The sequence below is a fragment of the Aliarcobacter cibarius genome, from assembly GCF_013372265.1.
GTDB lineage: Bacteria > Campylobacterota > Campylobacteria > Campylobacterales > Arcobacteraceae > Aliarcobacter > Aliarcobacter cibarius.
Genome location: NZ_CP054051.1, coordinates 1 through 24,662, shown reverse-complemented (window position 1 = coordinate 24,662; position 24,662 = coordinate 1). Strand labels below are relative to the sequence as shown.

Here is a 24,662-nt window from a genome sequence, read left to right as displayed (position 1 = left end):
ATCCCACTTCAACGAAATCTTAAAAAGATTCCCATTCGTCATCGTTTGATGATTTTGACTTTATTGGTTCAACTTTTTTTGAAGTTACTTTATTCTTTACTTCAATTTCACCATTAGAATCGTTTCTTTTAGTATCTGTTTTTAAAACTTTCTTAGATTGTGAAATAATCTCATTTTTACCATCAAAGTTTTTCTCCATTACATCATCTACTATATGTTTAGAAATATTATCTGTATCCATTGCTATTTCATGAGTTCTTGATGCAATTACAGCATTTTGTTGAGTTTGTTGGTCAAGCATTGTTACTGCATCATTAATTTGAGAAATTCCACTTTGTTGCTCTTTTGAAGCATTCGAAATTTCAACTATCATTGAAGCAGATTTTTCAATGTTATTCAATAAATCTTCATAACCTTTTATCATATCATCTGAAATATTTTTCCCTTCTTGTGCTTTTTGTGTTGCAATTTCAACAATGTTCTTAATCTCTTTTGCAGCTTCAGCACTTCTACTTGCTAGATTTCTAACCTCTTGAGCAACAACAGCAAATCCTTTTCCAGCCTCACCAGCAGTTGCTGCTTCAACAGCAGCATTAAGTGAAAGAATATTTGTTTGGAATGCAATTTGATCAATTACAGTTATTGCCTCGTTTATATTTGTTACTTGATTTGTAATTTCATCCATAGCAACAGCCGTATTTCTAGCCATTCCTTGGCCTTTTTTAGCAGAATCACTAACTTGTGCTGAATAATCTTGCATTTTCATGACATTATTTGTGTTATTTACAACTGTACTTGTTATCTCTTCAAGTGCAGCTGCTGTCTCTTCAAGACTTGCTGCTGCTTCATTTGCACTTGTATTTAATTTATTTACATTTTCTATCAATATTTTTGAAGAGTCTTCTAATTTAACTCCATTTATTAAATTATCTTTTAACATCAATGTAATTGCTTTTTGAAGAGTGTTAATTCCTGTAATCATCTTTTCAAGAACACCATCTGCTTCATCATCTTTTCCAAGATTTAAAACTGGTCTATAATCATAATTTGCATAAGATGCTAATACTTCATTTATTTGAACAAATCTCGCTTTTGTATGACTTATCATTTCATTTAATTCATCTTTAAATTCATTTAATGAGGAATTTGGAGTTGACTTATCTATAGTTTGAGAATACCACCCATTTCGTACTCTCACCATTACCATTTTCGCTTCGGCTATTAATTCATTGTCTTTTACTATAGTATCTTTTACTATATTGATATTTTCATTAATAAGTCTTGCCATATCACCAAACTCATCTTTCGCACCATCATCTAAAGTAAGAACATTATTAGTTTTTCTATTTAAAAAGCCAAAAAAGCTTAATAAACCTTCTTTAACATTTACTAAAGATTTCATAATACTATTTGAAATAAATACAGATATTCCTATAAATACTATAATCGAAATTATTCCAATTAAAGCTAACTCTGTACTCAAAAAATTCATAGCTTCTTCTTTTGTTTTATTCACATCACTATTTAAAGATATGATAGAATCTTGAAGTTTCTGTGCAACTTCAACCATATGAGATATAGTATCTTTTAGATTTGTAGTTTTATCTTTTATCATAATCTCTGATATATACTCAAAACCTTTAACATACTCATTTATCATTGCTATTGAATCATCTGCAACTTTTTTATTTCTGTCAGATTGAAATAAATCTTTTAAAGTAAGCATTTGATTACTTAATTTTTTAAATTCATTTATAACTATTGCTTTTTTATCTTGAGTAGAATCTTGCATAAATTGGTATACAGTAATTCTTGCCTCTAGAAGTATTTTAACGCTATCTTGCGTTTTTATAGCTATTTGTGTTCTTTCTTCTATATATTTCATAGAAGTTAAATAACTAACAGCGACAATGATTGAAATTATTACAACCAAGATGGGAAAAACTAAAAGCTTAGTTTTTGTACTAAGATTTTTAAACATTTTATGTTTCCTTTTATTATTTTATTTGTGCTATCATCAGTTATTATTTTATTTAATTAGATATTAACTTTTCATAAATTATTTGAAATAATCAGTAGTTTATAAATTATATTTATACTTAAAAAGTTATTTTATTTGATTGCGATATGTTTTCCTGCCAAATATCCGCTTGCCCATGCAAAGTGAAGATTGTATCCTCCCCTATTTCCAACAATATCTAAAACTTCTCCAGCAAAATATAAATTCTTTACTATTTTACTTTCATAAGTTTTATTATCTATTTCTGGTGTTCTAACTCCTCCACCACTTGCTTCTGCATGTGAGAAACCTTGTGTATCAATAACTTTTAATCGCCAAGAGTTTAATTGATGTGATAATGCTTTTATTTGTTTCATATTTATATCACTTGATTTTGTATCTTTATCTATTTTACAAATATCCAATAATACTGGAGCTATTTTGTTTGATACAAGTCCTGTTAATATATCTATTGCTTTTTGATTACTTAGTGTTTTAAATAAAGTTTGAATTTGATTTGCTAAATCATTTACATTTATCTTTGGAAAGAAATTTATTCTTAGTTCTACATCAGAAAAATTAGTTAATGCCAAAACTGCTCTTTGAGAGATATCTAATATTGCAAACCCAGAAACTCCATAAGCTGTAAATAACACATCTCCAAATATTTCTTGTTCAAAGTTACCATTTACATATAAACTTACATTACACTCTTTTTTTACACCTTGAAGCTTTCCGTTATATGTATTTTGTGTTTGAAGTCCAACCAAAGAAGGATATGTTGGATTAAAAGTATGTCCAAAATTTGAAGCAATTTCTAAACCTTTTTCACTTGAGTTTAGTTGTGGAGCAGCACCTAAACCAGAAGTAATTACAACTTTATCATAATCTTTAAACTCTTTTTCTTTACAAATAACTATAAATTTATTATCTATTTTTTTTATATCATCTATAAAATGTTCATAATAAATATTAACTTTGAAATCCTCCAAAGCTAAAGATAAAAGATTTGTTACAGATTTTGCTTCATTTGACAAAGGATATACTTTTCCACTCTCTTTCTCATCCAATAACAACCCTATACTTTTACAAAACTTTTCAAAGACTTTAAAATCAAACTCTTTTAATGCAAAATCAACAAAAGATGGATTTTCTCCTAAATAATTTTTTGAAGAAATAGAACTATTTGAGATATTACATCTTCCATTTCCACTTGCTAATATCTTTTTTCCTACAGTTTTGTTTGCATCAAATATATCTATGTCTAAATTTTTATTTACTCTTTTAGCTGTAATTGCAGCCATTATTCCTGCTGCTCCTGCTCCAATAATTGCTATTTTCAAAATCTTCCTTTAATAAAAAATTGCAAACCAAATAGTTGGTTCATCTAAAGATGTAAATTTCACTCTATGTTTTTGCATAGCTTCTATATTTAAACAATCACCCTTTTTTAACTCTACTTCAAAATCTTCAAATTCCAAAATTGCATTACCACTTAAAAGCAAAATGTATTCATTTTCTACTTGTTCATACCAAAAATCTTCAGGAGATTTTTGCCCATTTGAAACAATTCTTTCTACTCTTATGCTCTCATTTTTGAAGATTTGGAAAAAATTCTCTTCATTTTTATCGATGATTACTTTATCAAAAATATTATATTTTTTCAACAATTTCTTTCTCGTTTACTGATTTTATGGTATTCTATCAGAATCTTACTTAACTAGTATTACAAAGTTGATTAAATATATCAACTTTAACTACAACGCCTATAAATAGTATATTTATATAAATTTGATTAAAAGACTTGACATTTCAAAAAAAATTGTTTATAATTCCAATATATTTAAACTTGATTAATTTATAAAGGATTTAAAAATGCAAAAAGATACAATTGCTATCCACACAGGATATGATAAAAAAAATGGAAATGGAGAGATGGCTGTTCCAATTTCTCAAACAACAGCTTATGCATTTAGAGATAGCGAGCATGCAGCAAATCTATTTGCACTAAAAGAACTTGGATCAATCTATACAAGATTAAACAATCCAACAACTGATATTTTAGAACAAAGATATGCTCAACTTGAAAATGGAGCTGCTGCTATAGCAACTTCTAGTGGAGCTGCTGCTATTTTTTATGCAGTTGCAAACGTTGCTGAAGCTGGAGATAATATTTTAATCTCTGACAAACTTTATGGTGGAAGTGTGACACTTTTTCACTTCACATTAAAAAGATTTGGAATTAGTGTAAAAGTATTTAATAGTGATGATGCTTCTAATCTAGAAGAGTTAGTTGATGATAAAACAAAAGCTATTTTCTTTGAATCATTATCAAACCCACAAATAGCAATTCCAGCTATTGAAAAAATTGTTGAAGTTGCAAAAAAATATGGAATTATCACAATTTGTGACAATACAGTTGCAACAGCTTCTTTATTCAATCCAATTTCATGGGGAGTTGATGTAGTTGTTCACTCTACAAGCAAATATACAAGTGGAAATGGAACAGCTCTTGGTGGAGTTATAGTTGAAAGAGATAATTTAGCAGAATTTTTCAAAACAAATAGCGCTAGATATCCACAATTTACAACTCCAGATGCATCATATCATGGATTAGTATATACAGAAGTTCCTCTTCCAAACTTTTGTTTAAGAGTTAGATTATCTCTCTTAAGAGATATTGGAGCTACTCCAGCACCATTTAACTCATGGCTTTTAATTCAAAGTTTAGAGACATTAAGTCTAAGAGTTGAGAAACATTCACAAAATGCTCTAAAAGTTGCTGAGTTTTTAAAATCTCACAAAAAAGTGAAAAATGTTGCTTATCCTGGATTAAAAGATGACAAATATTATGCAAAAGCACAAAAATATTTCAAAGGTGGTTTAGCAAGTGGTCTTATCTCTTTTGAAGTAGAGAGTTTTGAAGAAGCTAAAAAAGTTATTGATAGTGTAAAACTGTTTAGCGTTGTTGTAAATATTGGGGATAGTAAATCTTTAATTACACATCCTGCATCTACGACTCACTCTCAAATGAATGCAGAAGAGTTGAAGAAAGCAGGTGTAAATCCAGTTACAGTTAGACTTTCAATTGGTTTAGAAGATACAGCTGATTTAATTGAAGATTTAAATCAGGCGTTAAATTAAGGTTATGAAATGCCTTTAATTTCAACAAAGGGAGTTTATGGTTTGGCAGCTATGTATGAACTTAGCCGCCATAATGATGAAACTCCCATGCAAATAAAAGATATTTCGGCAAATGCATCTATTCCGCAAAATTACTTAGAGCAGCTGTTAAGTAAACTTAGACGTGCTGAATTGGTAACTAGTATAAGAGGTGCAAGGGGTGGTTATCTTTTGGCTAAAAAACCAGAAGATATAAAAATAGTAGAGATTTTAGTTGCTCTTGAAGATGATATAAAAATAGTCGATTCAAAGGTTGATAACCCTATATTAGATCTATTTTTTGATGAATCAAAAGAGAAGATGAAAAAGATTTTTGATTTAAGCTTATCAAATTTAGATGAGTATCAAAACAAATACAATGAATTTTTACATTATAATATTTAAATAAAATTTGAAAGGGAAAATATGAATTTTGCAAACAATATAACAGAATTAGTAGGAAATACTCCATTAGTTAAACTTCAAGATGCAAGTGATGCAAGTGGAGCAACAGTTTTAGGAAAATGTGAATTTATGAATCCAAGTCACTCTGTAAAAGATAGAATTGGAACAAATATGATAAAAGTAGCTTTAAGAGATGGTCTTATAAATAAAGATTCAACTTTAATTGAGCCAACAAGTGGAAATACTGGTATTGCTTTAGCATCTGTTAGTGCAGCATTAGGATTAAAATTAATTCTTGTAATGCCAGCATCTATGAGTATAGAAAGAAGAAGACTTTTACAAGCTTTAGGAGCGAAATTAGTTCTTACTCCAGCTGAAAAAGGTATGAAAGGTGCTATTGAAAAAGCAAATGAATTAAAAGAGCAAACGCCAAATTCAATAATTTTACAACAGTTCCAAAATCAAGCGAATCCAGAAATTCACAAAACAACAACTGCTAAAGAGATTTTAAAAGATACAGATGGAAAAGTTGATTTCTTTGTTGCAGGTGTTGGAACTGGTGGTACTTTAACAGGTGTTGGAGAAGTATTAAAAGCTCATAATCCAAATATTAAAATAATTGCTGTTGAGCCTGAAGCATCTCCTGTTTTAAGTGGTGGAGCTCCTGGTCCTCATAAAATTCAAGGAATCGGAGCTGGATTTGTACCAGATGTTTTAAATACAAAAATTTATGATGAAGTTATCAAAATTGCAAATGATGATGCAATTGAAAGTTCAAGAGCATTAGCAAAAACTGAAGGTCTTCTTGTTGGAGTTTCAGCAGGTGCAAATGCATTAGCAGCAAAAATAATTGCTTCTAGACCAGAGAACGAAGGTAAAACAATAGTTACAATTTTATGTGATACAGGTGAGAGATATTTAAGCTCTGGTTTATATGACTATATAGAAGAATAATTCTTCTATATGGCTTGAATTTAGGAAATTTATGCACGAAAAACCATATAGGTCGGTTGTAAAAACAATATCATGGCGAACAGTTGGAACACTAGATACAATAATAGTATCTTACTTTGTAACTGGAAATTTAGTTATGGCGGCTTCAATTGGATCAATTGAAGTTATTACAAAAATGATTTTATACTATTTTCATGAAAGAGCTTGGAATAGATTAAAATTTGGAACTGTAAAACAAGTAGAAAACGATTATCAAATTTAAGGTATTTTATGAGTATAGAAATAGTAAAAAATATTGAAGAAAAAATTTTATCTTTAAATACAACTGATTTAATCAAATATATATTAGAAAATTACAAAAATGTAGCATTAAGCTCTAGTTTAGGTGTTGAAGATCAAGTTTTAACTGATATGATTTTTAAAGTAAATAAAAATAGTAGAGTATTTACTCTTGATACAGGTAGACTTCATAGTGAAACTTATAAAGTTATGGATGAGACAAATTTAAAATATGGTGTGAAACTAGAAGTTTTTTTTCCAAAATTTGATGATGTTGAAAAACTGTATATTACTCAAGGAGTAAATGGTCATTTTGAAAGTATTGATAATAGAAAAAACTGTTGCAATATTAGAAAAATTGAACCTCTAAAAAGAGCTCTTAAAAATGTTGATATCTGGATAACAGGACTTAGAGCATCACAAAGTATCACTAGAACTAATCTTCCAGTTATTGAATGGGATGAAAATTTTAAAGTAATCAAATTAAATCCTCTTATAAATTGGAATGAAGATGATGTTTGGGAATACATAAGAGCAAATAAAGTTCCTTACAACAAACTTCATGATCAAGGATATCCAAGTATTGGATGTGAACCTTGCACAAGAGCTATAAAAGCTGGTGAAGATATAAGAGCTGGACGTTGGTGGTGGGAAGACCCAGAACATAAAGAGTGTGGTCTTCATAAAAAATAACTCTTCTTAGAGTTTCCAAATTATTAAATAAAGAAGGAAAAATGTTAGATACAAAACAATTAACGCATTTAAAACAGCTTGAAGCTGAATCAATTCACATTATTAGAGAAGTTGTTGCAGAGTTTGATAATCCTGTAATGATGTATAGTGTTGGAAAAGATTCTGCTGTTATGTTACACCTTGCTATTAAAGCTTTTGCTCCTGCAAAATTACCATTTCCCCTACTTCACGTAGATACTTTATGGAAATTTAAAGAGATGATTGCTTTTAGAGACCAAAGAGCTAAAGAAGAAGGTTTTGAACTTTTAGTTCACACAAATCCAGATGGAATTGCTCAAGGAATTGGACCTTTTACACATGGTAGTGCTGTTCACACAGATATTATGAAAACTCAAGGTTTAAAACAAGCGTTAAATAAATATAAATTTGATGCTGTTTTTGGAGGAGCTAGAAGAGATGAAGAGAAATCTAGAGCAAAAGAGAGAATCTATTCTTTTAGAGATAAGAATCATAGATGGGATCCAAAAAATCAAAGACCAGAACTTTGGAATATCTACAATGCAAGAGTTCACAAAGATGAAAGTATTAGGGTTTTCCCACTTTCAAATTGGACAGAACTTGATATTTGGCAATATATCTATTTAGAACAAATACCTATAGTTCCTCTATATTTTGCAGCAAAAAGACCAGTAGTTGAAAAAGATGGTGTAAAAATCATGGTGGATGATGAAAGAATGCCAATTGGTCCAGAAGATGTTATAAAAGAAGAGATGGTTAGATTTAGAACTTTAGGATGTTACCCACTAACAGGAGCTGTAAATTCAACTGCAACAACTCTTGAAGAGATAATTGAAGAGATGCTTTTAAGTAAAACAAGTGAAAGACAAGGAAGAGTTATAGACAATGACAGTGCTGGGTCTATGGAGAAGAAAAAAATAGAAGGGTATTTTTAAAATGGAAAAAATTGACGATATAAAAGCTTATTTAAAAGAGCATGAGAATAAACAACTTCTTAGATTTATTACTTGTGGAAATGTTGATGATGGAAAATCTACTTTAATTGGAAGACTTCTTCATGATTCAAAAATGATTTTTGAAGATCAACTAGCAAGTATAAAAAAAGATAGTAAAAAAAATAATACAACAGACAATGAATTTGATTTATCTTTACTTGTAGATGGTCTTCAAAGTGAAAGAGAACAAGGTATCACTATTGATGTTGCATATAGATATTTTTCAACAGATAAAAGAAAATTTATCATAGCTGATACTCCAGGACATGAGCAATATACAAGAAATATGGCAACGGGAGCTAGTACTGCAAACTTAGCAATTATTCTAATAGATGCTAGATATGGAGTTCAAACTCAAACTAAAAGACACTCTTTTATTAATAAACTATTAGGTATTAAACATATCGTTGTAGCAGTTAATAAAATGGACTTAATGGATTTTAGAGAAGATATTTTTAACAAAATTAAAGAAGATTATTTAAAATTTGCAAAAGAACTAGGTCTTACAAATAATATTACATTAATTCCATTATCTGCACTAAATGGTGATAATGTTGTTGAAAGAAGTGATAAATCTCCTTGGTATACAGGTGAAACTTTAATGCAACATTTAGAAAATGTTCAAATTGATAGTGATAGAGATTTAACACATTTTAGATTTCCAGTTCAATATGTAAATAGACCAAATCTTGATTTTAGAGGATTTTGTGGAACAATCGCAAGTGGAGTTATAAAAGTTGGAGATGAAATTACAGTTCTTCCTTCTAAAAAAAGCTCTAAAATAAAAGAGATTGTAACTTATGAAGGAAATTTACCTTATGCCTACGCAGAACAAGCAGTTACTCTAACGCTAGAAGATGAGATAGATATTAGTCGTGGTGATGTAATTGTTAAAAGTGATGAACAAGCAGATGAAGCAAACAATTTTGATGTTGATTTAGTATGGCTTAGTGAAGATCCTTTAATAAAAGGGAAACAATATTTTATAAAAAGAGCAACTACAACAACAGTTGGAACAATTAGTCAATTTTATTATAAAACAGATGTAAACACATTGGAAAGAAGTGCAACAAATACTTTAAATTTAAATGAAATTGCTAGAGCGAAACTTGATTTAGAACAAATAGTTGCTTATGATTCTTATGATAAAATAAAAACGATGGGTAGCTTTATTATTATTGATAGAGTAACAAATAATACTGTAGGTGCTGGAATGATTAGAGCAAAATCAAGTGATCAAAGCAAAAAAGATAGTTCTTATAGTGCTTTTGAGATTGAATTTAATGCTCTTGTTAGAAAACATTTTCCACACTGGGAGTGCAAAGAGATTTTTTAAAGGTTTTTTATGTCGCATAAATTAAATATAGAAAAAATAAAAAGTGATAAATCAAGCAATGATATTATTGCTGATATTTTTTACTATTGTGTTACAGCTGAAAGAGTTGATTTAGAGGATTTAGAAAGATTTAAATGGCATGGTATTTATGCTCAAGATGAAGAACAATCATTTTTTGCTCTTAAAGTTCCTCTAAATTTAGGGGAACTAAATCTAGTACAATTAAAAGCTATTTTAAATATATTAAATGAGTTTAACATTGATGAAATAAGTTTTAAAGAAGGTCAAAAATTAGAGTTTAGAAATCTAAAACTTTTCTCTCTTCCAAAAATTTTCAATCTTCTAAAAGAGGTTGAATTATCAAGCTTTTTTGAATCAGGACATAGTATAAAAAAAGTTATTACGTGTCCTGTTAATGGTTTAGATAGTACTCAACTATTTGATGTTGAAGATATTGCAAACAAATTAAATGATACCTTTGTAGGAAATAAGAACTTTTTTAATCTTCCAAACTCTTTACAATTTGCAATAAGTGGTTATAGAGAGGGTTGTGATGCTGGTTTTTTACCAGATGTTAGTTTTAATGCAACAAAAAATCTAAAAGATAAAATAGTATTTGAAGTAAAAATTTTAAATACTTGTATTGGAAATATAACAAGTTCACAAATAATTCCAACAGCTAGAGCTATAGCAAATATTTATAAAGATTTTGGACAAAGAGAAGATATAAAATTCAGTGATTTTAAAAGCTTTTTAGATGAAATTGAACTTGTAAATTTTTATAATATTTTATCATCTATGTTAGATTTTAAAATTCAAGATTCTTGTTTTATAAATACAAATATAGAACCAAAGAAACCTAGAATGGGAATAAATGAAAGTCTAATTGAAGGTTTTTCATACATTGGATTAAAATCAAAAGATGCAAAATTATCAAAAAATGATTTAGAAAAATTAGTTTTTAATTTAAAGCGTTATGGTGCTTCAAAAATAAAAATTACACATAAATCAAATATTATAATTCTTGATGCTCCTACAAAAAATAGTCAAGATTTAGCTTCAAATCTAAAAGATATAGGATTAATTCTTTAATCTATATCTTTTGGCTCAAACTTCTTAGCCATTAACAGTAAAACAGCCCCTCCAACAACTATAACAGCCGTTAAAATAAGAGAATAATCATAATTTCCATATTTCTCAATGAAATATACACTATATAATGGAGCAATTACCTGCCCTATTCCATAGGAAGATGTCATAGCTCCCATTAGAACTACAGGATTTCCTTTTGATAACTGTCCACCTAAATTCATAAAAAGTGCTACTAGACCAATAAATGTTCCACCATATAAAACTCCACTCAATAAATTTAGATACATATTTGTTGAAAAAACTGGAATTAAAATACCAACTGCTTGAAGTAATAATGCAATTATTATTATATTAGAACTTCCAAATCTATGTGCTAAAAACATCCAAATAATACAAGAAGGTATTCCAGCAACTCCAACTAAAGTCCAAGTAATACTACCATACCCTTCTAACCCTGGAAGATTATTTATAATATCTGGCAAGAATGAGGCTTGAACAACAAATCCAACTCCTTCAGCAAAATATGCCATAATTAATATTATTACAAATGGTGTAAAAATAGAAAAATCAAATTTAGTTTTTACTGCTTTTTGTTTTACCTCTTTATCAAAAGATAAAATATACATACTATAAAACGATAATATTATTGCAAAAATTGCTAGTACACTCCAAGAATCTCTCCAAGTATTACCTAAGCTCATTACAAATGTTGCAATTAAATCTGTTGTTAAAATTGAAAATCCAATACCACTAAAATGAATCCCCATAGCTTTTGTTTTACTTTTTATTGTAAGTTTTTGCATAACAATTGCTGTTCCTACAATCAAACACATAGCCCCTGCAAAACCTGCTAATACTCTTGATATTGACCAAAGTGTATTATCATCGCTATAAGCCAAAATAAAAGTAGTAAGAATTGCTAAAACAATTCCAAATCTATATAGATAAACTTTTATATTTATATCTTTTATAAATATTGAAAATATAGATCCACTTAAATATCCAGCAAAATTTAAAGAAGCTAAAATCCCTACAAATTTAATACTCAAATAATCATCAAGCATAGCAGGAATTAAACCTGTAAAAGCAAATCTAGCAACTCCTAAACCAATTATTATAGAAAAAATACCAGCTATTAAAATAGCTACATTATTATTTCTATCAAAAAGTTTCAACATTATCTCATCCTCGTCAAAATTTCGTTATCATATCACTAAAGGTTATTTTGTGTCAAATAATTAATAATGATATGTGATATAAGGAAAAATGATATGGATTTAAATTTATTAAAAGTTTTTGTAAATGTTGCTAATAAAAAAAGTATCTCTATGGCTGCAAGTGAATTAAAATGTGCTCAATCAAATGTAACTTCAAGAATAAAACAACTTGAAAAAAATCTTGGGGTTGAACTATTTTTTAGAGTTCCAAAGGGAGTAATTTTAACTAAAGAGGGCGAAAAACTTTATCCTCAAGCTCTTGAATTAATTCACAAAATGCAAAATTGTATTGATTCTATTTCTAATAATAGTGTTGAGATAAGTTCATTAAAAATTGGTTCAACAGATTGTAATGCAGCTGTTAGAATTTCTCCATTTTTATTAAAATTACATCAAGATTTTCCAAATATGCACTTAGAATTATTTACAGGAACAACAAAAGATATCTATGAATTAGTACTTGATTACAAAGTTGATATTGCATTTATAAGTGGTGAGCCAACAAATGATTCTTTGATAGTATTAAAAAAGTTCGAGGAAGAAATAGCCATTTTAGAACCTCAAAAAGACGATTCACCAAATGTAGCACTAACTTTTAAAGAGGGTTGTGTTTATGATGAATTTTTAAAAAGTTATTATCAACAAAAAAATATTTTTGTAGAAAAGAGTTTACCTTTTGGGAATTTAGAAACTATTCTTTCTTGTATAAAAGTGGGAATGGGAAAATCTTTACTTCCTATGAGTATAGTGAAAAAAATGGGATATGACAAAGATATAAAAGTAACTATCCTACCAAAAGATGAAGCTTATATTCCAACTTGTTTAGTTTGTAGAGCGGACAATATTCCAAAAATCAGTGATTATTTAAAAAGTTTACAGATAGATTAATAAGCGATGAGTATAGTTGTTTTAGTTAAACTTCTGCTGTAAGTTTTATACTCATCGGTTATTAATTGTTTGTGATTATAGCAATTTTTTATTTATTTACTATTAGTTTTACTATTTAATATATAAATTTTAAGAGGAATGTAACTTTTAGTAGAATTTATAAAATAAATCCTACTAAAATTGTCAATATCCCTAAAATAAATAAAATAATTGAAGACTCTTTTGCATTATCTTTTCCAAACCATATTGTGTAAACGGCTTTTAAAATATTATTACTTCCAGCAGCAATTATAACAGCAGATGCAACTGCAAAACTATCAATATTATATTTTCCTGCTAATAATGATAAAACAAATGGATCAATATCTGTAAAACCAATTATTAAAGATAAAATGTTTAAACCTGTAGCTCCAAAGTTATCAACTACAAAATTTGTAATCATCATAGTTACTATAAACAAAAATGAAAATAAAAATGCTGTTCCCAACTCTAAAGGATTTGAATCAGCTAATTCTATTTTATTTGGAGAACTTATAGCTTTTTTATAATAAACAAATACTATTATCAAGCATAAAATAGAAAATGCCAAAAATGGAAATAGAATTATTTTAAAAACTTCTATATTAAAAATAGCTGCAATTACTATTAATCTAAGATACATCATCAAAGTTGCACCAATTATCGAAGCTGTAAAAATTTTATTTTCTTGTAACGTTTGAGACTTCTTTGATAAAACTACTGTTACAGCAGTTGAAGAATATAATCCTCCCAATATTCCTGTTAAAAGCATACCTTTTGATGGAAAAATATATTTTTGAACCAAATAACTAATATATGAAATTGTAGAGATAACAACCACTGTAAACCATATCTTATATAAAGATATTCCTAGATATGGAATATTATTATCTTTTGGAAGAAGTGGTAAAACAACAGCTGAAAGTAAAACTATTTTTCCTAAAGTCTCTAATTCATAAATATTAACTTTTAGATTAAAACTTAAAAGTTTATTTTTTGCATTTAATAAAAATATAACCATCACAAAAATTAATGATGCCAACCAAAGTGGATATAGATTTACAAGAGGACCAAAGCTATAAACAATCATTGAAACCAAATACAAAATTATGCTAGTTTTGTCACTTTCAAGTAATTTCTTAAATAATAGGGTGTAAAGAATAGTTATTGCTATAAAACCAGCTATAAAAACTGAAAAGTTTTCTGGCTCTATTTCATAAAAAATAAAACCAACAATACCTAAAAAAGCATATGTCCTAGTTGTTCCAAAAAACATTTTGTCATCATTTTCATGAAATTTAGCCAAATAAGCTCTAACTTCAAGACCTATTAAAAAACTAAAAACTATTGTCGGTATAAAATACGTTAAAAGATCATTTAAATTCAAATAGCTTCCTTGTCTATAATTAATTTCATAATAATATAATAAATTTAAGAAATTTCATAAACTGCAAAAATAAATATTATATCATTATATATTAAGGTATATAAAGCTAGAATTTTTATTGCTATATATTAAAAATACAACCATAAAAAGGTCTTCTAGAATGTCTATTTCAGCTAATTTAACTTTAGAATTATTTAATAAACCATTTCTACTTGAAAAAAGAATTGATTTGCTAATTGCTATAAAAAAATTTGGCTCAATTAATAAAGCAGCAAAAGAAGTTCCTCTTAGCTATAAAGCTGCTTGGGAAGCTATTGAAGATATGAATAATCTATCAAATACTCCAATAGTAATAAAAGAGACTGGAGGAACTGGTGGTGGAGGAACAAAACTTACAAAATATGGAGAAAATCTTTTAAATACATACTTAATATTGAAAGAAGAACAAAAAAAGTTTTTGGAAAACCTAAACCGAATTACAGATATAAATAGTGGAACTCTAAAAACAATTAGGAGATTGTCTATGCAACTTAGTGCTAGAAACCAAATTATTGGAAAAATTGTAGATATAAATCTTGGAAGCGTTAATGCTCAAATCTCTTTAGAACTTAAAAATGATAAAAAATTAGTATCTATTATCACTTTAAACTCTGTAGAAAATCTTGACTTAAAAATAGGTGATGAAGTTGTTGCTTTAATTAAATCAAGTAATGTTCTAATATCAACGGATACAAATATAAAAATTAGTGCCAGAAACAGTTTAAGAGGTAAAATAGAGTCCATAAATAAAGGAGATGTAAATTCTGAAGTTATTATAGATATTCTAAATGGTGATAAGGTGGTTACTGTGTTAACAACTAACTCTTTAGAAGATTTAGGACTTGAAGTTGGACTTGAAGTAGATGCAATAATAAAAGCATCTGATATTATGATTGGTAAATAAGAGAAAAAACAATTATGATTGCAAGAGTTAAAAATATAAAATCTATTGATAATCTAAATATTGTAGAGTTTGATTTCAACGATACAATACTAAAAATGATGAGTTTAGAATTGAATAAAGATATTGTTGTTGGAACAAAAGTTGAGTTATCGGTAAAACCAACAAATGTAATAATATCAAAAAAACCAATTGAAAATATTAGCTTATCAAACCAAACTCTTGCAAAAATTGTAGATATCAACGATGGTGAACTTTTAAGTAGTATAACTTTAAATACAAATGATTGCTACCTAGAAAGTATAATTACTAAAGATTCTTTTTTACGATTAAATCTTCAAAAAAATGATTATGTAAATATCTTAATAAAAGCTAGTGATTTATCAATTTTAAGAGTTTTAAATGATTGATTACTTACTAAATATAGACTTTACACCATTTTTATTATCATTCAAATTAGCATTTATCACTACTTTAATTTTATTTATTCTATGTTTACCACTTGCATGGTATTTGTCTCAAACAAAATCAAAATTAAAACCTTTTTTAGAAGCTCTTTGTACAATGCCTCTTGTCGTTCCTCCTACTGTTTTAGGATTTTATCTTCTTTGGGGATTATCTCATAACTCAATTGTTGGTCAATTTTTCCAAGAACAATTTGGAATAAGTTTAGTTTTCAATTTTTATGGAATTATTATTGCTAGCTGTATTTACAGTCTTCCTTTTATGGTTCAACCTCTACAAAGTGGATTTGAAAGTCTAAATAAAAATATGCTTGAAGCTAGCTATATTAGCGGAAAAGGTAAATTTAAAACTATTTTATTAATTGCATTACCAAATATAAAACCTTCTTTATTAACAGCTCTAATCATAACTTTTGCACATACTGTTGGAGAGTTTGGAGTTGTATTAATGATTGGTGGAAGTATCCCAAATGAGACAAGAGTTGCAGCAATTGCAATTTATGAATTTGTTGAAATAATGGATTATAAAAATGCCCATATATACAGTTTGATTATGATAATTCTTAGTTTCTTAACTCTACTTTGTGTATATATTTTCAATAATAAACAAAAAAAGATAGGTTTTTCTAAATGATAAATTTAAATATAAAAAAAGAGCTTCATGGTTCGAATGGAAAAATGAATTTAGATATTAATTTATCTTTGGAAAATCAAGAATTTGTAGCATTAAGTGGAATTAGTGGAAGCGGTAAAACTACAATTTTAAGAGTTTTAGCTGGCCTTGAAGAAGCTAGTGGAAAAATAGTTGTAGATAATGAGATTTGGTTAGATGAAAAAATCTCAATGCCCATTCAAAAAAGAGATATTGGATTTGTGTTTCAAGATTATGCTCTTTTCCCAAATTTAAATATATTTGATAATTTACTTTATGTAAAAAAAGATAAAGAACTTGCAAAATATCTTTTGAATGTAACAGATTTATATGAACTTAAAAATAGATATCCAGACTCTTTAAGTGGTGGTCAAAAACAACGTGTTAGTTTATGTAGAGCTTTAATGAAAAAACCAAAAATACTTCTTATGGATGAACCTCTTTCAGCTCTTGATCCAAATATGCGAAATAAACTTCAAAATGAAATATTAACTCTACATAAAGAGTTTAAAACTACTACAATTATGATAAGCCATGATCCAAGTGAAATATATAAATTAGCATCAAGAGTTTTAGTTCTCTCAAATGGTAAAATTACCAACGATGGAACACCTAAGGAGATTCTTTTAAAGACTCAAGGTAGCCAGAAATTTAGTTTTGAAGGTGAACTACTTGATATTATAAAAGTTGATGTTATATATATAGCAATTGTTGCAATAGGTCAGCAAATTGTTGAAATTGTAATATCAAATAATGAAGCAAAAAATCTAATTGTAGGACAAAAAGTAAATGTTAGTACAAAAGCATTTACTCCAATTATAAAAGCTATATAAAGGAAATAAAATGCCTCTAATAAAAACAAACTTGGATAAACTAGATTTTTCAAAGCTATATAAACAACAGATGAAAAAATCTACTTTTAAAAGCAAAAGTAGTACCGATTGGGATAAAAAAGCAAAAGAGTTTAATCAAAATATAAAAACTAGTTCATATACAAAAGATTTTATAGAAAAAATTGATATTATTGATTGTGAAACTTTACTTGATATTGGAAGCGGACCAGCAACTATTAGCTTAGCATTAGCAAATAAGTTAAAAGTAGTTTATGCTCTTGATTATTCAAGTTATATGTTAGACCTAGCAAAAGAAAACGCAAAAGAACAAAATATTGAAAATTTAGTAACCATTCATAAATCATGGTATGATAATTGGGAAGATGTTCCAAAAGCTGATATAGTAGTTGCTAGTAGATCTATGGAAGTTAAGAATATAAAAAAAGCTCTAAAAAAATTAAATGAAAAAGCAAATAAAAGAGTTTATATAACTACAAAACTTGGTGGTAGTTTTATAGATAAAGAGATATTAACTCAAATTAAAAGAGATATTATTCCACGACCTGATTATATCTACATTTTAAATACTCTTCATAGTATGGGAATTTTTGCAAAAGTTGATTTTATAAAAACAAATAATAAAAGATTTAAAACTTTAAATGAAGATGATTTTATTCAAAGATTAAAATGGAGTTTAGAGAAAATATCAAAAAAAGAAGAAAAGAATCTAAGAGAATATTTTAATTCAACTTATAGATTTAAAGAAAAAAATGAATATTTAACTTGGGCATTTATATCTTGGGATATTGAAAAATAGAAATTTAAATTATTAAAACTATAAAAAAATATCTTGAAAATTTTGAAATGATAACTAAAATAAGAAATTTTCTAAAATTGTATTTCAAAACACCTGCTATAAAAGTAATTGGATCACCAATTATTGGTAACCATGCAAATAAAATAGAAATTGAACCAAATTTATCAAAATATTTTTTTGAACTATCTATATATTTTTGTTTTACAAGTTTTTTTTCTATTAAATACTCTTCTCCTTTTAATCCCAAATAATAGTTAAAAACTGAACCTAAAACATTTCCAAAAGTTGCAACAAATAAAAGAATATAAATATTTAACCCTTCTTTAATATTGTAAATTAGTAATGCTTCACTTCCAAGTGGAAGTAAAGTTGCAGAAGCAAATGCTGAAATAAAAAGTATTAAATATGACATATCTCTCTTTTTTATAATAGATTAATTTTATCTTAGTTATAATCAAAATTCTTAAAAGTAGCATTGAGAACACAAAGGTGTTTTGAATGCTCCTTTTTAGACCCTTTCAAGTTCTACTAAAGACAACGCCCCAGGATGGGAACATAGCAAGGCACCTTTTTTAGGGTTGTGATTGGGTATCTGAAGAGGAGTACTTAGCTAATATTCCTATTTAAATTAAATCCTCAAAACTATCATTTAAAATCAAAAGTTTTTTATCTATTTTATTATAAATAAATCTTTTATCACCTTTTTTTATTGCATTAAAAATAATACTTTTTATCTCTATTTCACTTTTATTAGCTCTTTTTAAAATAGCAAAAAATTCTTTTATTGTAATAAATTCACTACTTTTTTCACATTCTTTTTTATCTTCAATTTGTGGCTTATATATAGCTCTCATTTCATTAAATGCACTTTGAAGAAGTTTAATTTCACTATTAAAAACTTCGATTATTCTTTTTTGATTTTTTTCAAGTCTTTCTATTTCAGAAATATATTGTCTTCTCATCCATTTTATTGACTTTTTTAATAGAGAAATTTGTTCATCTTTTGATTCAAGAATTTTATCAAAACTACTTTGTATATTAATTGTATTTTGAGTGATTTGATTTGTATTAAACTGTGGTTTTTCATCAGTTATATATACAAAAACTTTTCCATCTTGTTTTACTGATTTTAGTTGATTTTTTTTTATACGATAGTGTATACCTTGTAAAGAAAGGCCTAAAATTTCGGCTGCTTCAGCTGTACTAACCAATCTTTCCAAGTTTACTCTCGCTTATATTTTAGAACTATCTATTTCGATAATTGTATGAACATTTCCTCTAGGTTTAAAATCAGCTATAACTTTAAGCCATTTTGGTTCTAATTTGTTAAATAGTGTATCAAATATTTCATTTGCAGAATTTTCATGAGAAATATATCTATTCATAAAAGAGTTAATATATATTTTTAAAGCTTTTAATTCTATAACTCTTTTATTTGGAATATATTGAATTTTGATTGTTGCAAAATCTGGATAACCACTTCTTGGGCATTTTGCCATAAATTCAGGTAATTCAATATCTATTGTATAATTTTTTTCATGCTCATTTGGCCAAAAATTTTCAGAATTATTTATATCAAATTCTAAAATTTCTTTTTCACCATATTTTATTTCCATTATTTTCTTCTCCTTTTATACATCAAGATGTTCAACATCTTTAGCATGCGACTCAATATAATTTCTTCTAGGTTCTACTTCATCACCCATAAATAGTGTAAATGTATCACTAGCTGTTTCTGCATCTTCAATTTTAACTCTTAAAAGCCTTCTATTCTCAGGAGTCATTGTTGTTTCCCAAAGTTGTTCTGGGTTCATCTCTCCAAGACCTTTATATCTTTGAATATATGCACCTTTTTTTGCAAGACTTTCAATTTCTTCAAGAAGTTCAATTAAATCTTTTCCTTCAAATAGTGTTAAATCTCTCTCTTTTAATTTATTAAAAATAAATGTAGATTCACTAAAATATGGAGATGCAAAAAGTTCATCATCAATAATTAACTCTTCTAAACCTTCATTTGTTTGAACAAAAAGCTGAATTTTATCTTCTGTTAAAGTTTTAGAAAGTATGTTATAACCTTTTGCTTCTAAAAATTCTTTTACTTTTTCATATAAAGTGCTAAATTCTAAATTTACTAAATCACTATTTTCAATTAAATGTTTTAATACTTCAAGTAAAGAGTATCTTTTTCCTAACTGTTCAAGCATAGATCTATATCTTGCAACTTGTTTGAATAGATCTAATAAGTCATTATATCCCATTCCCTCAAATTCAAAATTTTCAAGACCATTTTCAATTAAATATGCAGATAATGCTCCATTATCTTTTAAATATATTTCATTTTTACCTTTTTTATATCTATATAAAGGTGGTTGAGCAATATATAAATACCCTTTTTCAACAACTGGTCTTAAGAATCTAAAGAAGAAAGTTAAAAGCAGTGTTTGAATATGACTACCATCAACGTCGGCATCGGTCATAATGATGATTTTATGATATCTAATTTTTTCTTCATCAAAATCTTCACCAATTCCACATCCTAAAGCTGTAATAATATTTCTAATCTCATCTGATTTTAAAATTTTATCAAGTCTAGATTTTTCAACATTTAAAATTTTACCTTTTAAAGGTAAGATTGCTTGATAAACTCTATCTCTTCCTTGTTTTGCAGAACCTCCTGCAGAGTCACCCTCAACTAAATATAATTCTTTAATTGTTGGATCTTTACTTTGACAATCTGCAAGTTTTCCAGGAAGTGTTCCTACACTCATTGAATCTTTTTTTCTAGTCAATTCTCTTGCTTTTTTAGCAGCCTCTCTACCTCTTGCTGCCATTAAAGCTTTTTCCATTACTGCACGTGCATGTGTTGGATTTTCTTCAAAATATTTATCTAAATTATCACTTGTAAGTTTTTGTGCGATTGGTCTTACATAAGAACTTCCTAATTTTCCTTTTGTTTGACCTTCAAATTGAGGTTCTGGAACTTTTACAGAAACAACTGCAATAAGACCTTCTCTTACATCATCACCTGTAATTTTTGCATCTTTTTCTCTAGCTGCTGCATTTTCACTTAAATATTTTGAAATACTTCTTGTAAGTCCTGCTTTAAATCCAGCTTCATGAGTTCCCCCATCTATTGTTCTAATATTATTTACAAAAGATAAAGTTTTTTCAATGTATGTATCGTTATACATCATAGCAATGTCAACTTCAACACCATCAACTTTGTCACTAAAATGCATAACTTCACATAAAGCTGTTTCTTTATTTAAATCAGCAACAAATTGTTTGATACCACCTTCAAAATGGTAAACTTCTTTGATTTTTGCTGCTTCATCTTCTAATGTTATAGAAATAATTGGATTTAAATATGCAACTTCTTTGAATCTTTTTTTAAGAATATTAAATTCATATTTTGTAACTTCAAAAATTGAATCATCAACTAAAAACTCTATAGTCGTTCCAGTTTTTCTAGGACTATCTCCAATTACTTCTAAAGTTCCTTGTGGAATTCCTTCTTTAAACTCTTGATAATGAATTTTTCCTTCTCTATAAACTGTCATTTTTAAATGTTTAGATAAAGCATTTACAACTGAAACACCAACTCCGTGAAGTCCTCCAGAAACTTTATATGTATCTTTATCAAATTTTCCACCAGCATGTAAAACTGTAAGAGCAACAGTTGCAGCACTTATTCCTTCAGTTGGGTGAATTGCAGTAGGAATACCTCTTCCATCATCTTCAATTTTTGCCCATCCATCTTTTGTTAAAGTTACTTTAATATTTTTACAAAATCCAGCCATTGCTTCATCTATTGAGTTATCAACAACTTCATAAATTAAGTGATGAAGACCGTTTGTATTTGTATCACCTATATACATTCCAGGTCTTTTTCTAACTGCTTCAAGACCTTTTAAAACTTTAATATTACTAGCACCATACTCTTGTTGTGACATTTTTATAAATCCTTATTTATTATTATTTTTCTAAAACTATTGGCATTACAACTGTATAAAATTTATCATCTTCTAAATAAAATGGTAAATTCGATTCATTGAATCCTATTTTTATTTTTTCACTATTTGATGTACTTAAAAAATCAAGTAAATATTTTGCATTAACAGCTAAATAAAACTCATTAGGAATATTTATATCAATATCTATTTGAGTTGTAGCTACACTATCTTCATCTAATGATTCAAAAATTATATATTTTGGGTTAAATGTAATTTTTATATTTGAAAATAATGAAGTTACAAGTTTAATTGATTCTATCAAAATGTTTTTTGGTAATGGAAAACTATATTTTAGTGTTGAAGGAATAATTCTTTCATAATCAGGGAATTTTCCATTTATTAATTTAGTAAAGAATTTTGTATTGTTATTTGAAACAATTAAATTTGTTTGATCACAATAAATTTTTGCATTATCTAAAAATAGTTTTTGAATTTCTATAATAGCTTTTTTTGGAATAATTAATTGCATTTCATCATTAGAAATATTTTCTAAATAAGATAGTGCTAATCTTCTTGTATCTGTAGAAACGAAGTTTATTTTTTGACTTTTGATATCTAATAAAGCACCATTTAATTCAAATTTTGGATTGTTATTGTCTATTGAAGGAGTTATTTTTTTAATAGAGTTTATGAAATTTATAGTAGAAATTGATAATTCTTTTAAATTTTCATATTTATTTATATTTGGATATTCATTAGCATCATAAGTTGGTAATTTAAATACAGATTTATTTTGTTTTATTATAAGATTATTTGAATCAGCTTCTAAAGTAATGTTTTCATTTTTTAATCTTTTAATAATTCCTAATAGATTATTACCATTAACTGTTGTTTTTCCATTTTCTATATCAGAGATATTTTCTACAGTAGTTTCTAATCCAATTTCATAATCAGTTGCTTTTACAATTAATTTATTATCTTTTGTTTCTAAATATACATGTGATGTTATTGCACTAGAATCTTTTTTTTCTAAAAAAGGTTGCATTGAAGCTATAACATTTTCAAGTATATTTTTTGTAATTACAAACTTCATTTTTTCTCCTATGTTTTTGTTTATTTTTAGTAAAAGTAGTAGGTGTATGTGAAAAGATGAAAATATAGTTTAAAGCCTTGTAAAATCGAAACTTTACTCAGTGATTAAACTTATGTTTATATTCACATCTTTTCACATAACAGTTTAAAACTTCTACTCCTTATTTATAATTTTATTCTTTAAATTTTGAATTACAAGTTTAAAATTCTCGTCTTGTTCCATTAATTCATTTGCTTTTTTTATATTGTGAGAAATTGAACTATGATCTTTCATTCCAAGTACTTTTGCAATGTCTGGCATAGAATTGTGTGTTAATTCTCTCACAAGATAAATAACAACTCTTCTTGCATTTGCAACAGCAGCTGTTCTTTTTTTTGATTTTATGTCACTAGGTTTTATATTTAATTCACTAGAAACTATATTTATAATATCAGGAAGTTTGATATTTTCTTTGTTTTCTTTAATTTGTTCTTTTAAAAGACCTTGAACCATTGCTAAATTTATTTCTTGATTTAATAAAGATGCACTAGCATTTATTCTAATGATAACACCCTCTATTTCTCTTATTGAATTATCTAAAGATGTAGCAATAAAATTAATAATCTCTTTACTTAATTTGATTCCATTTAAGTCAGATTTTTTTTCAATAATAGCTATTTTTGTTTCAAGACCAGGGATTTGTACATCAGCTGTTAATCCCCATTCAAATCTTGATCTTAATCTATCAACAAGTCCAGCAATTTGTGAAGGTAATCTATCACTTGTCATTACTATTTGTTTTTTAGCATTATGAAGTTCATTAAATGTGTGGAAAAACTCTTCTTGAGTTTGTTCTTTACCACTTAAAAATTGAACGTCATCTATTAGTAGAACATCACAATTTCTATATTTAGCACGGAAATGTTCCATGTTTTTATTTTTTATAGAAAAAGTAAAATCGTTCATAAATTGTTCAATAGTAACATATATAACAGTTTTACCTTTTTCTAGCGCATGGTTTCCAATTGCTTGTAAAAGGTGAGTTTTACCAAGACCAGTTCCCCCATAAATAAATAGTGGGTTATATTGAATACCTGGTTTATTGGCAACAGCTAGTGAAGCATTATATGCCATTTGATTTGATGGTCCAACAACAAATGAATCAAAAGTGTAAGATGGATTTAAAATAGTACTTTCTGAAGTTTCATTTTCAACTTGTTCTTTTAAAATCTCTTTTTTAGTTTTTTTTTCACCAGCTAGTCTTATCTCAATTTTTGGTTTTGAACCATTGTATATTTCAAAGCAGTGTTGGATTAAATCTGTAAATTTACTTTTTATCCATGAAGCTATATATTTATTATTTACTTCAAAAATAGCAATATTCTCATCTGATGATACTTTTTTATAAACTAATTGTTTTAAGTATCTATCATAATCGCTTTTATTTGACTCTTTTTGAATAATTGTTAAAAAATCTTTGCTTGTCAT

The 24,662-nt window shown here is 27.2% G+C and carries 25 protein-coding genes; 14 read left to right on the top strand and 11 right to left on the bottom strand.

Features of this window, described 5'->3' with window-relative positions:
* Positions 1 to 19: 19 nt before the first annotated feature.
* From ACBT_RS00125 to ACBT_RS00115, 3 genes are all read right to left on the bottom strand, one after another.
* Positions 20 to 1,981 (bottom strand): methyl-accepting chemotaxis protein, encoded by a 1,962-nt coding sequence (locus ACBT_RS00125; protein WP_024775747.1) that lies wholly within the window; start codon positions 1,979 to 1,981, stop codon positions 20 to 22.
* 131 nt (positions 1,982 to 2,112) lie between these two features.
* Complete coding sequence (locus ACBT_RS00120; protein WP_024775748.1) at positions 2,113 to 3,342, bottom strand: BaiN/RdsA family NAD(P)/FAD-dependent oxidoreductase; 1,230 nt, start codon at positions 3,340 to 3,342, stop codon at positions 2,113 to 2,115.
* A 9-nt stretch (positions 3,343 to 3,351) separates the two neighbouring features.
* Positions 3,352 to 3,666: a cupin domain-containing protein gene (locus ACBT_RS00115; RefSeq protein WP_024775749.1), complete on the bottom strand. Its 315-nt coding sequence runs from the start codon at positions 3,664 to 3,666 to the stop codon at positions 3,352 to 3,354.
* Between the two features lie 208 nt (positions 3,667 to 3,874).
* On the opposite strand from ACBT_RS00115, the gene ACBT_RS00110 reads away from it, so the two are divergent.
* From ACBT_RS00110 to ACBT_RS00075, 8 genes are read left to right on the top strand one after another with little or no spacing between them, the layout of a single operon-like run.
* Positions 3,875 to 5,143 (top strand): O-acetylhomoserine aminocarboxypropyltransferase/cysteine synthase family protein, encoded by a 1,269-nt coding sequence (locus ACBT_RS00110; protein WP_024775750.1) that lies wholly within the window; start codon positions 3,875 to 3,877, stop codon positions 5,141 to 5,143.
* A 9-nt stretch (positions 5,144 to 5,152) separates the two neighbouring features.
* Positions 5,153 to 5,566, top strand: coding sequence for an RrF2 family transcriptional regulator (locus tag ACBT_RS00105; protein ID WP_024775751.1), 414 nt, complete (start codon positions 5,153 to 5,155; stop codon positions 5,564 to 5,566).
* A 21-nt stretch (positions 5,567 to 5,587) separates the two neighbouring features.
* The gene (gene cysK / locus ACBT_RS00100; protein WP_024775752.1) at positions 5,588 to 6,520 is read left to right on the top strand and encodes a cysteine synthase A; all 933 of its coding nucleotides are present in this window, start codon (positions 5,588 to 5,590) and stop codon (positions 6,518 to 6,520) included.
* Between the two features lie 31 nt (positions 6,521 to 6,551).
* Positions 6,552 to 6,782, top strand: coding sequence for a DUF2061 domain-containing protein (locus ACBT_RS00095; RefSeq protein ID WP_024775753.1), 231 nt, complete (start codon positions 6,552 to 6,554; stop codon positions 6,780 to 6,782).
* Between the two features lie 8 nt (positions 6,783 to 6,790).
* On the top strand, positions 6,791 to 7,492 hold the full coding sequence (locus ACBT_RS00090) for a phosphoadenylyl-sulfate reductase (protein ID WP_024775754.1): 702 nt from the start codon (positions 6,791 to 6,793) through the stop codon (positions 7,490 to 7,492).
* 41 nt (positions 7,493 to 7,533) lie between these two features.
* Positions 7,534 to 8,445: a sulfate adenylyltransferase subunit CysD gene (cysD, locus tag ACBT_RS00085; RefSeq protein WP_024775755.1), complete on the top strand. Its 912-nt coding sequence runs from the start codon at positions 7,534 to 7,536 to the stop codon at positions 8,443 to 8,445.
* Position 8,446: 1 nt separating this feature from the next.
* On the top strand, positions 8,447 to 9,841 hold the full coding sequence (cysN, locus tag ACBT_RS00080) for a sulfate adenylyltransferase subunit CysN (RefSeq protein WP_034218772.1): 1,395 nt from the start codon (positions 8,447 to 8,449) through the stop codon (positions 9,839 to 9,841).
* A 9-nt stretch (positions 9,842 to 9,850) separates the two neighbouring features.
* A complete protein-coding gene (locus tag ACBT_RS00075; protein ID WP_024775757.1) occupies positions 9,851 to 10,933 on the top strand; it encodes a sulfite reductase in 1,083 nt (360 codons plus the stop codon).
* On the opposite strand, the gene ACBT_RS00070 is transcribed toward ACBT_RS00075, so the two are convergent.
* Positions 10,930 to 12,111 (bottom strand): YbfB/YjiJ family MFS transporter, encoded by a 1,182-nt coding sequence (locus tag ACBT_RS00070; RefSeq protein WP_024775758.1) that lies wholly within the window; start codon positions 12,109 to 12,111, stop codon positions 10,930 to 10,932. The two genes, ACBT_RS00075 and ACBT_RS00070, sit on opposite strands and share 4 nt — an antisense overlap.
* Before the next feature lie 93 nt (positions 12,112 to 12,204).
* On the opposite strand from ACBT_RS00070, the gene ACBT_RS00065 reads away from it, so the two are divergent.
* On the top strand, positions 12,205 to 13,038 hold the full coding sequence (locus ACBT_RS00065) for a LysR family transcriptional regulator (protein WP_024775759.1): 834 nt from the start codon (positions 12,205 to 12,207) through the stop codon (positions 13,036 to 13,038).
* Between the two features lie 157 nt (positions 13,039 to 13,195).
* Here ACBT_RS00065 and ACBT_RS00060 read toward each other — a convergent pair whose 3' ends face one another.
* Positions 13,196 to 14,443 (bottom strand): MgtC/SapB family protein, encoded by a 1,248-nt coding sequence (locus tag ACBT_RS00060; RefSeq protein WP_024775760.1) that lies wholly within the window; start codon positions 14,441 to 14,443, stop codon positions 13,196 to 13,198.
* A 160-nt stretch (positions 14,444 to 14,603) separates the two neighbouring features.
* On the opposite strand from ACBT_RS00060, the gene ACBT_RS00055 reads away from it, so the two are divergent.
* From ACBT_RS00055 to ACBT_RS00035, 5 genes are read left to right on the top strand one after another with little or no spacing between them, the layout of a single operon-like run.
* Positions 14,604 to 15,386, top strand: a complete 783-nt coding sequence (locus ACBT_RS00055; protein WP_024775761.1) for a TOBE domain-containing protein — start codon at positions 14,604 to 14,606, stop codon at positions 15,384 to 15,386.
* Between the two features lie 14 nt (positions 15,387 to 15,400).
* Complete coding sequence (locus ACBT_RS00050; protein ID WP_024775762.1) at positions 15,401 to 15,793, top strand: TOBE domain-containing protein; 393 nt, start codon at positions 15,401 to 15,403, stop codon at positions 15,791 to 15,793.
* Positions 15,786 to 16,481, top strand: coding sequence for a molybdate ABC transporter permease subunit (gene modB / locus ACBT_RS00045; protein WP_024775763.1), 696 nt, complete (start codon positions 15,786 to 15,788; stop codon positions 16,479 to 16,481). Before ACBT_RS00050 ends, modB begins: the two co-directional genes overlap by 8 nt.
* Positions 16,478 to 17,332 carry an ABC transporter ATP-binding protein gene (locus ACBT_RS00040; protein WP_024775764.1) on the top strand — a complete coding sequence of 285 codons (855 nt, stop codon included), beginning with the start codon at positions 16,478 to 16,480 and terminating at the stop codon, positions 17,330 to 17,332. Before modB ends, ACBT_RS00040 begins: the two co-directional genes overlap by 4 nt.
* Positions 17,333 to 17,342: 10 nt before the next feature.
* A complete protein-coding gene (locus ACBT_RS00035) occupies positions 17,343 to 18,149 on the top strand; it encodes a class I SAM-dependent methyltransferase (RefSeq protein ID WP_024775765.1) in 807 nt (268 codons plus the stop codon).
* Positions 18,150 to 18,153: 4 nt separating this feature from the next.
* Here the strand turns inward: ACBT_RS00035 and ACBT_RS00030 are convergent, their stop codons facing one another.
* From ACBT_RS00030 to dnaA, 6 genes are all read right to left on the bottom strand, one after another.
* The gene (locus ACBT_RS00030; RefSeq protein WP_024775766.1) at positions 18,154 to 18,561 is read right to left on the bottom strand and encodes a YqaA family protein; all 408 of its coding nucleotides are present in this window, start codon (positions 18,559 to 18,561) and stop codon (positions 18,154 to 18,156) included.
* A 211-nt stretch (positions 18,562 to 18,772) separates the two neighbouring features.
* Positions 18,773 to 19,369, bottom strand: a complete 597-nt coding sequence (locus ACBT_RS00025; protein WP_024775767.1) for a hypothetical protein — start codon at positions 19,367 to 19,369, stop codon at positions 18,773 to 18,775.
* Positions 19,370 to 19,381: 12 nt separating this feature from the next.
* The gene (gene queF, locus ACBT_RS00020) at positions 19,382 to 19,759 is read right to left on the bottom strand and encodes a preQ(1) synthase (protein WP_024775768.1); all 378 of its coding nucleotides are present in this window, start codon (positions 19,757 to 19,759) and stop codon (positions 19,382 to 19,384) included.
* 21 nt (positions 19,760 to 19,780) lie between these two features.
* Positions 19,781 to 22,102 (bottom strand): DNA topoisomerase (ATP-hydrolyzing) subunit B, encoded by a 2,322-nt coding sequence (gene gyrB, locus ACBT_RS00015; protein WP_024775769.1) that lies wholly within the window; start codon positions 22,100 to 22,102, stop codon positions 19,781 to 19,783.
* Between the two features lie 22 nt (positions 22,103 to 22,124).
* Positions 22,125 to 23,195: a DNA polymerase III subunit beta gene (gene dnaN / locus ACBT_RS00010; RefSeq protein ID WP_024775770.1), complete on the bottom strand. Its 1,071-nt coding sequence runs from the start codon at positions 23,193 to 23,195 to the stop codon at positions 22,125 to 22,127.
* 153 nt (positions 23,196 to 23,348) lie between these two features.
* Positions 23,349 to 24,662: a chromosomal replication initiator protein DnaA gene (gene dnaA, locus ACBT_RS00005; RefSeq protein ID WP_024775771.1), complete on the bottom strand. Its 1,314-nt coding sequence runs from the start codon at positions 24,660 to 24,662 to the stop codon at positions 23,349 to 23,351.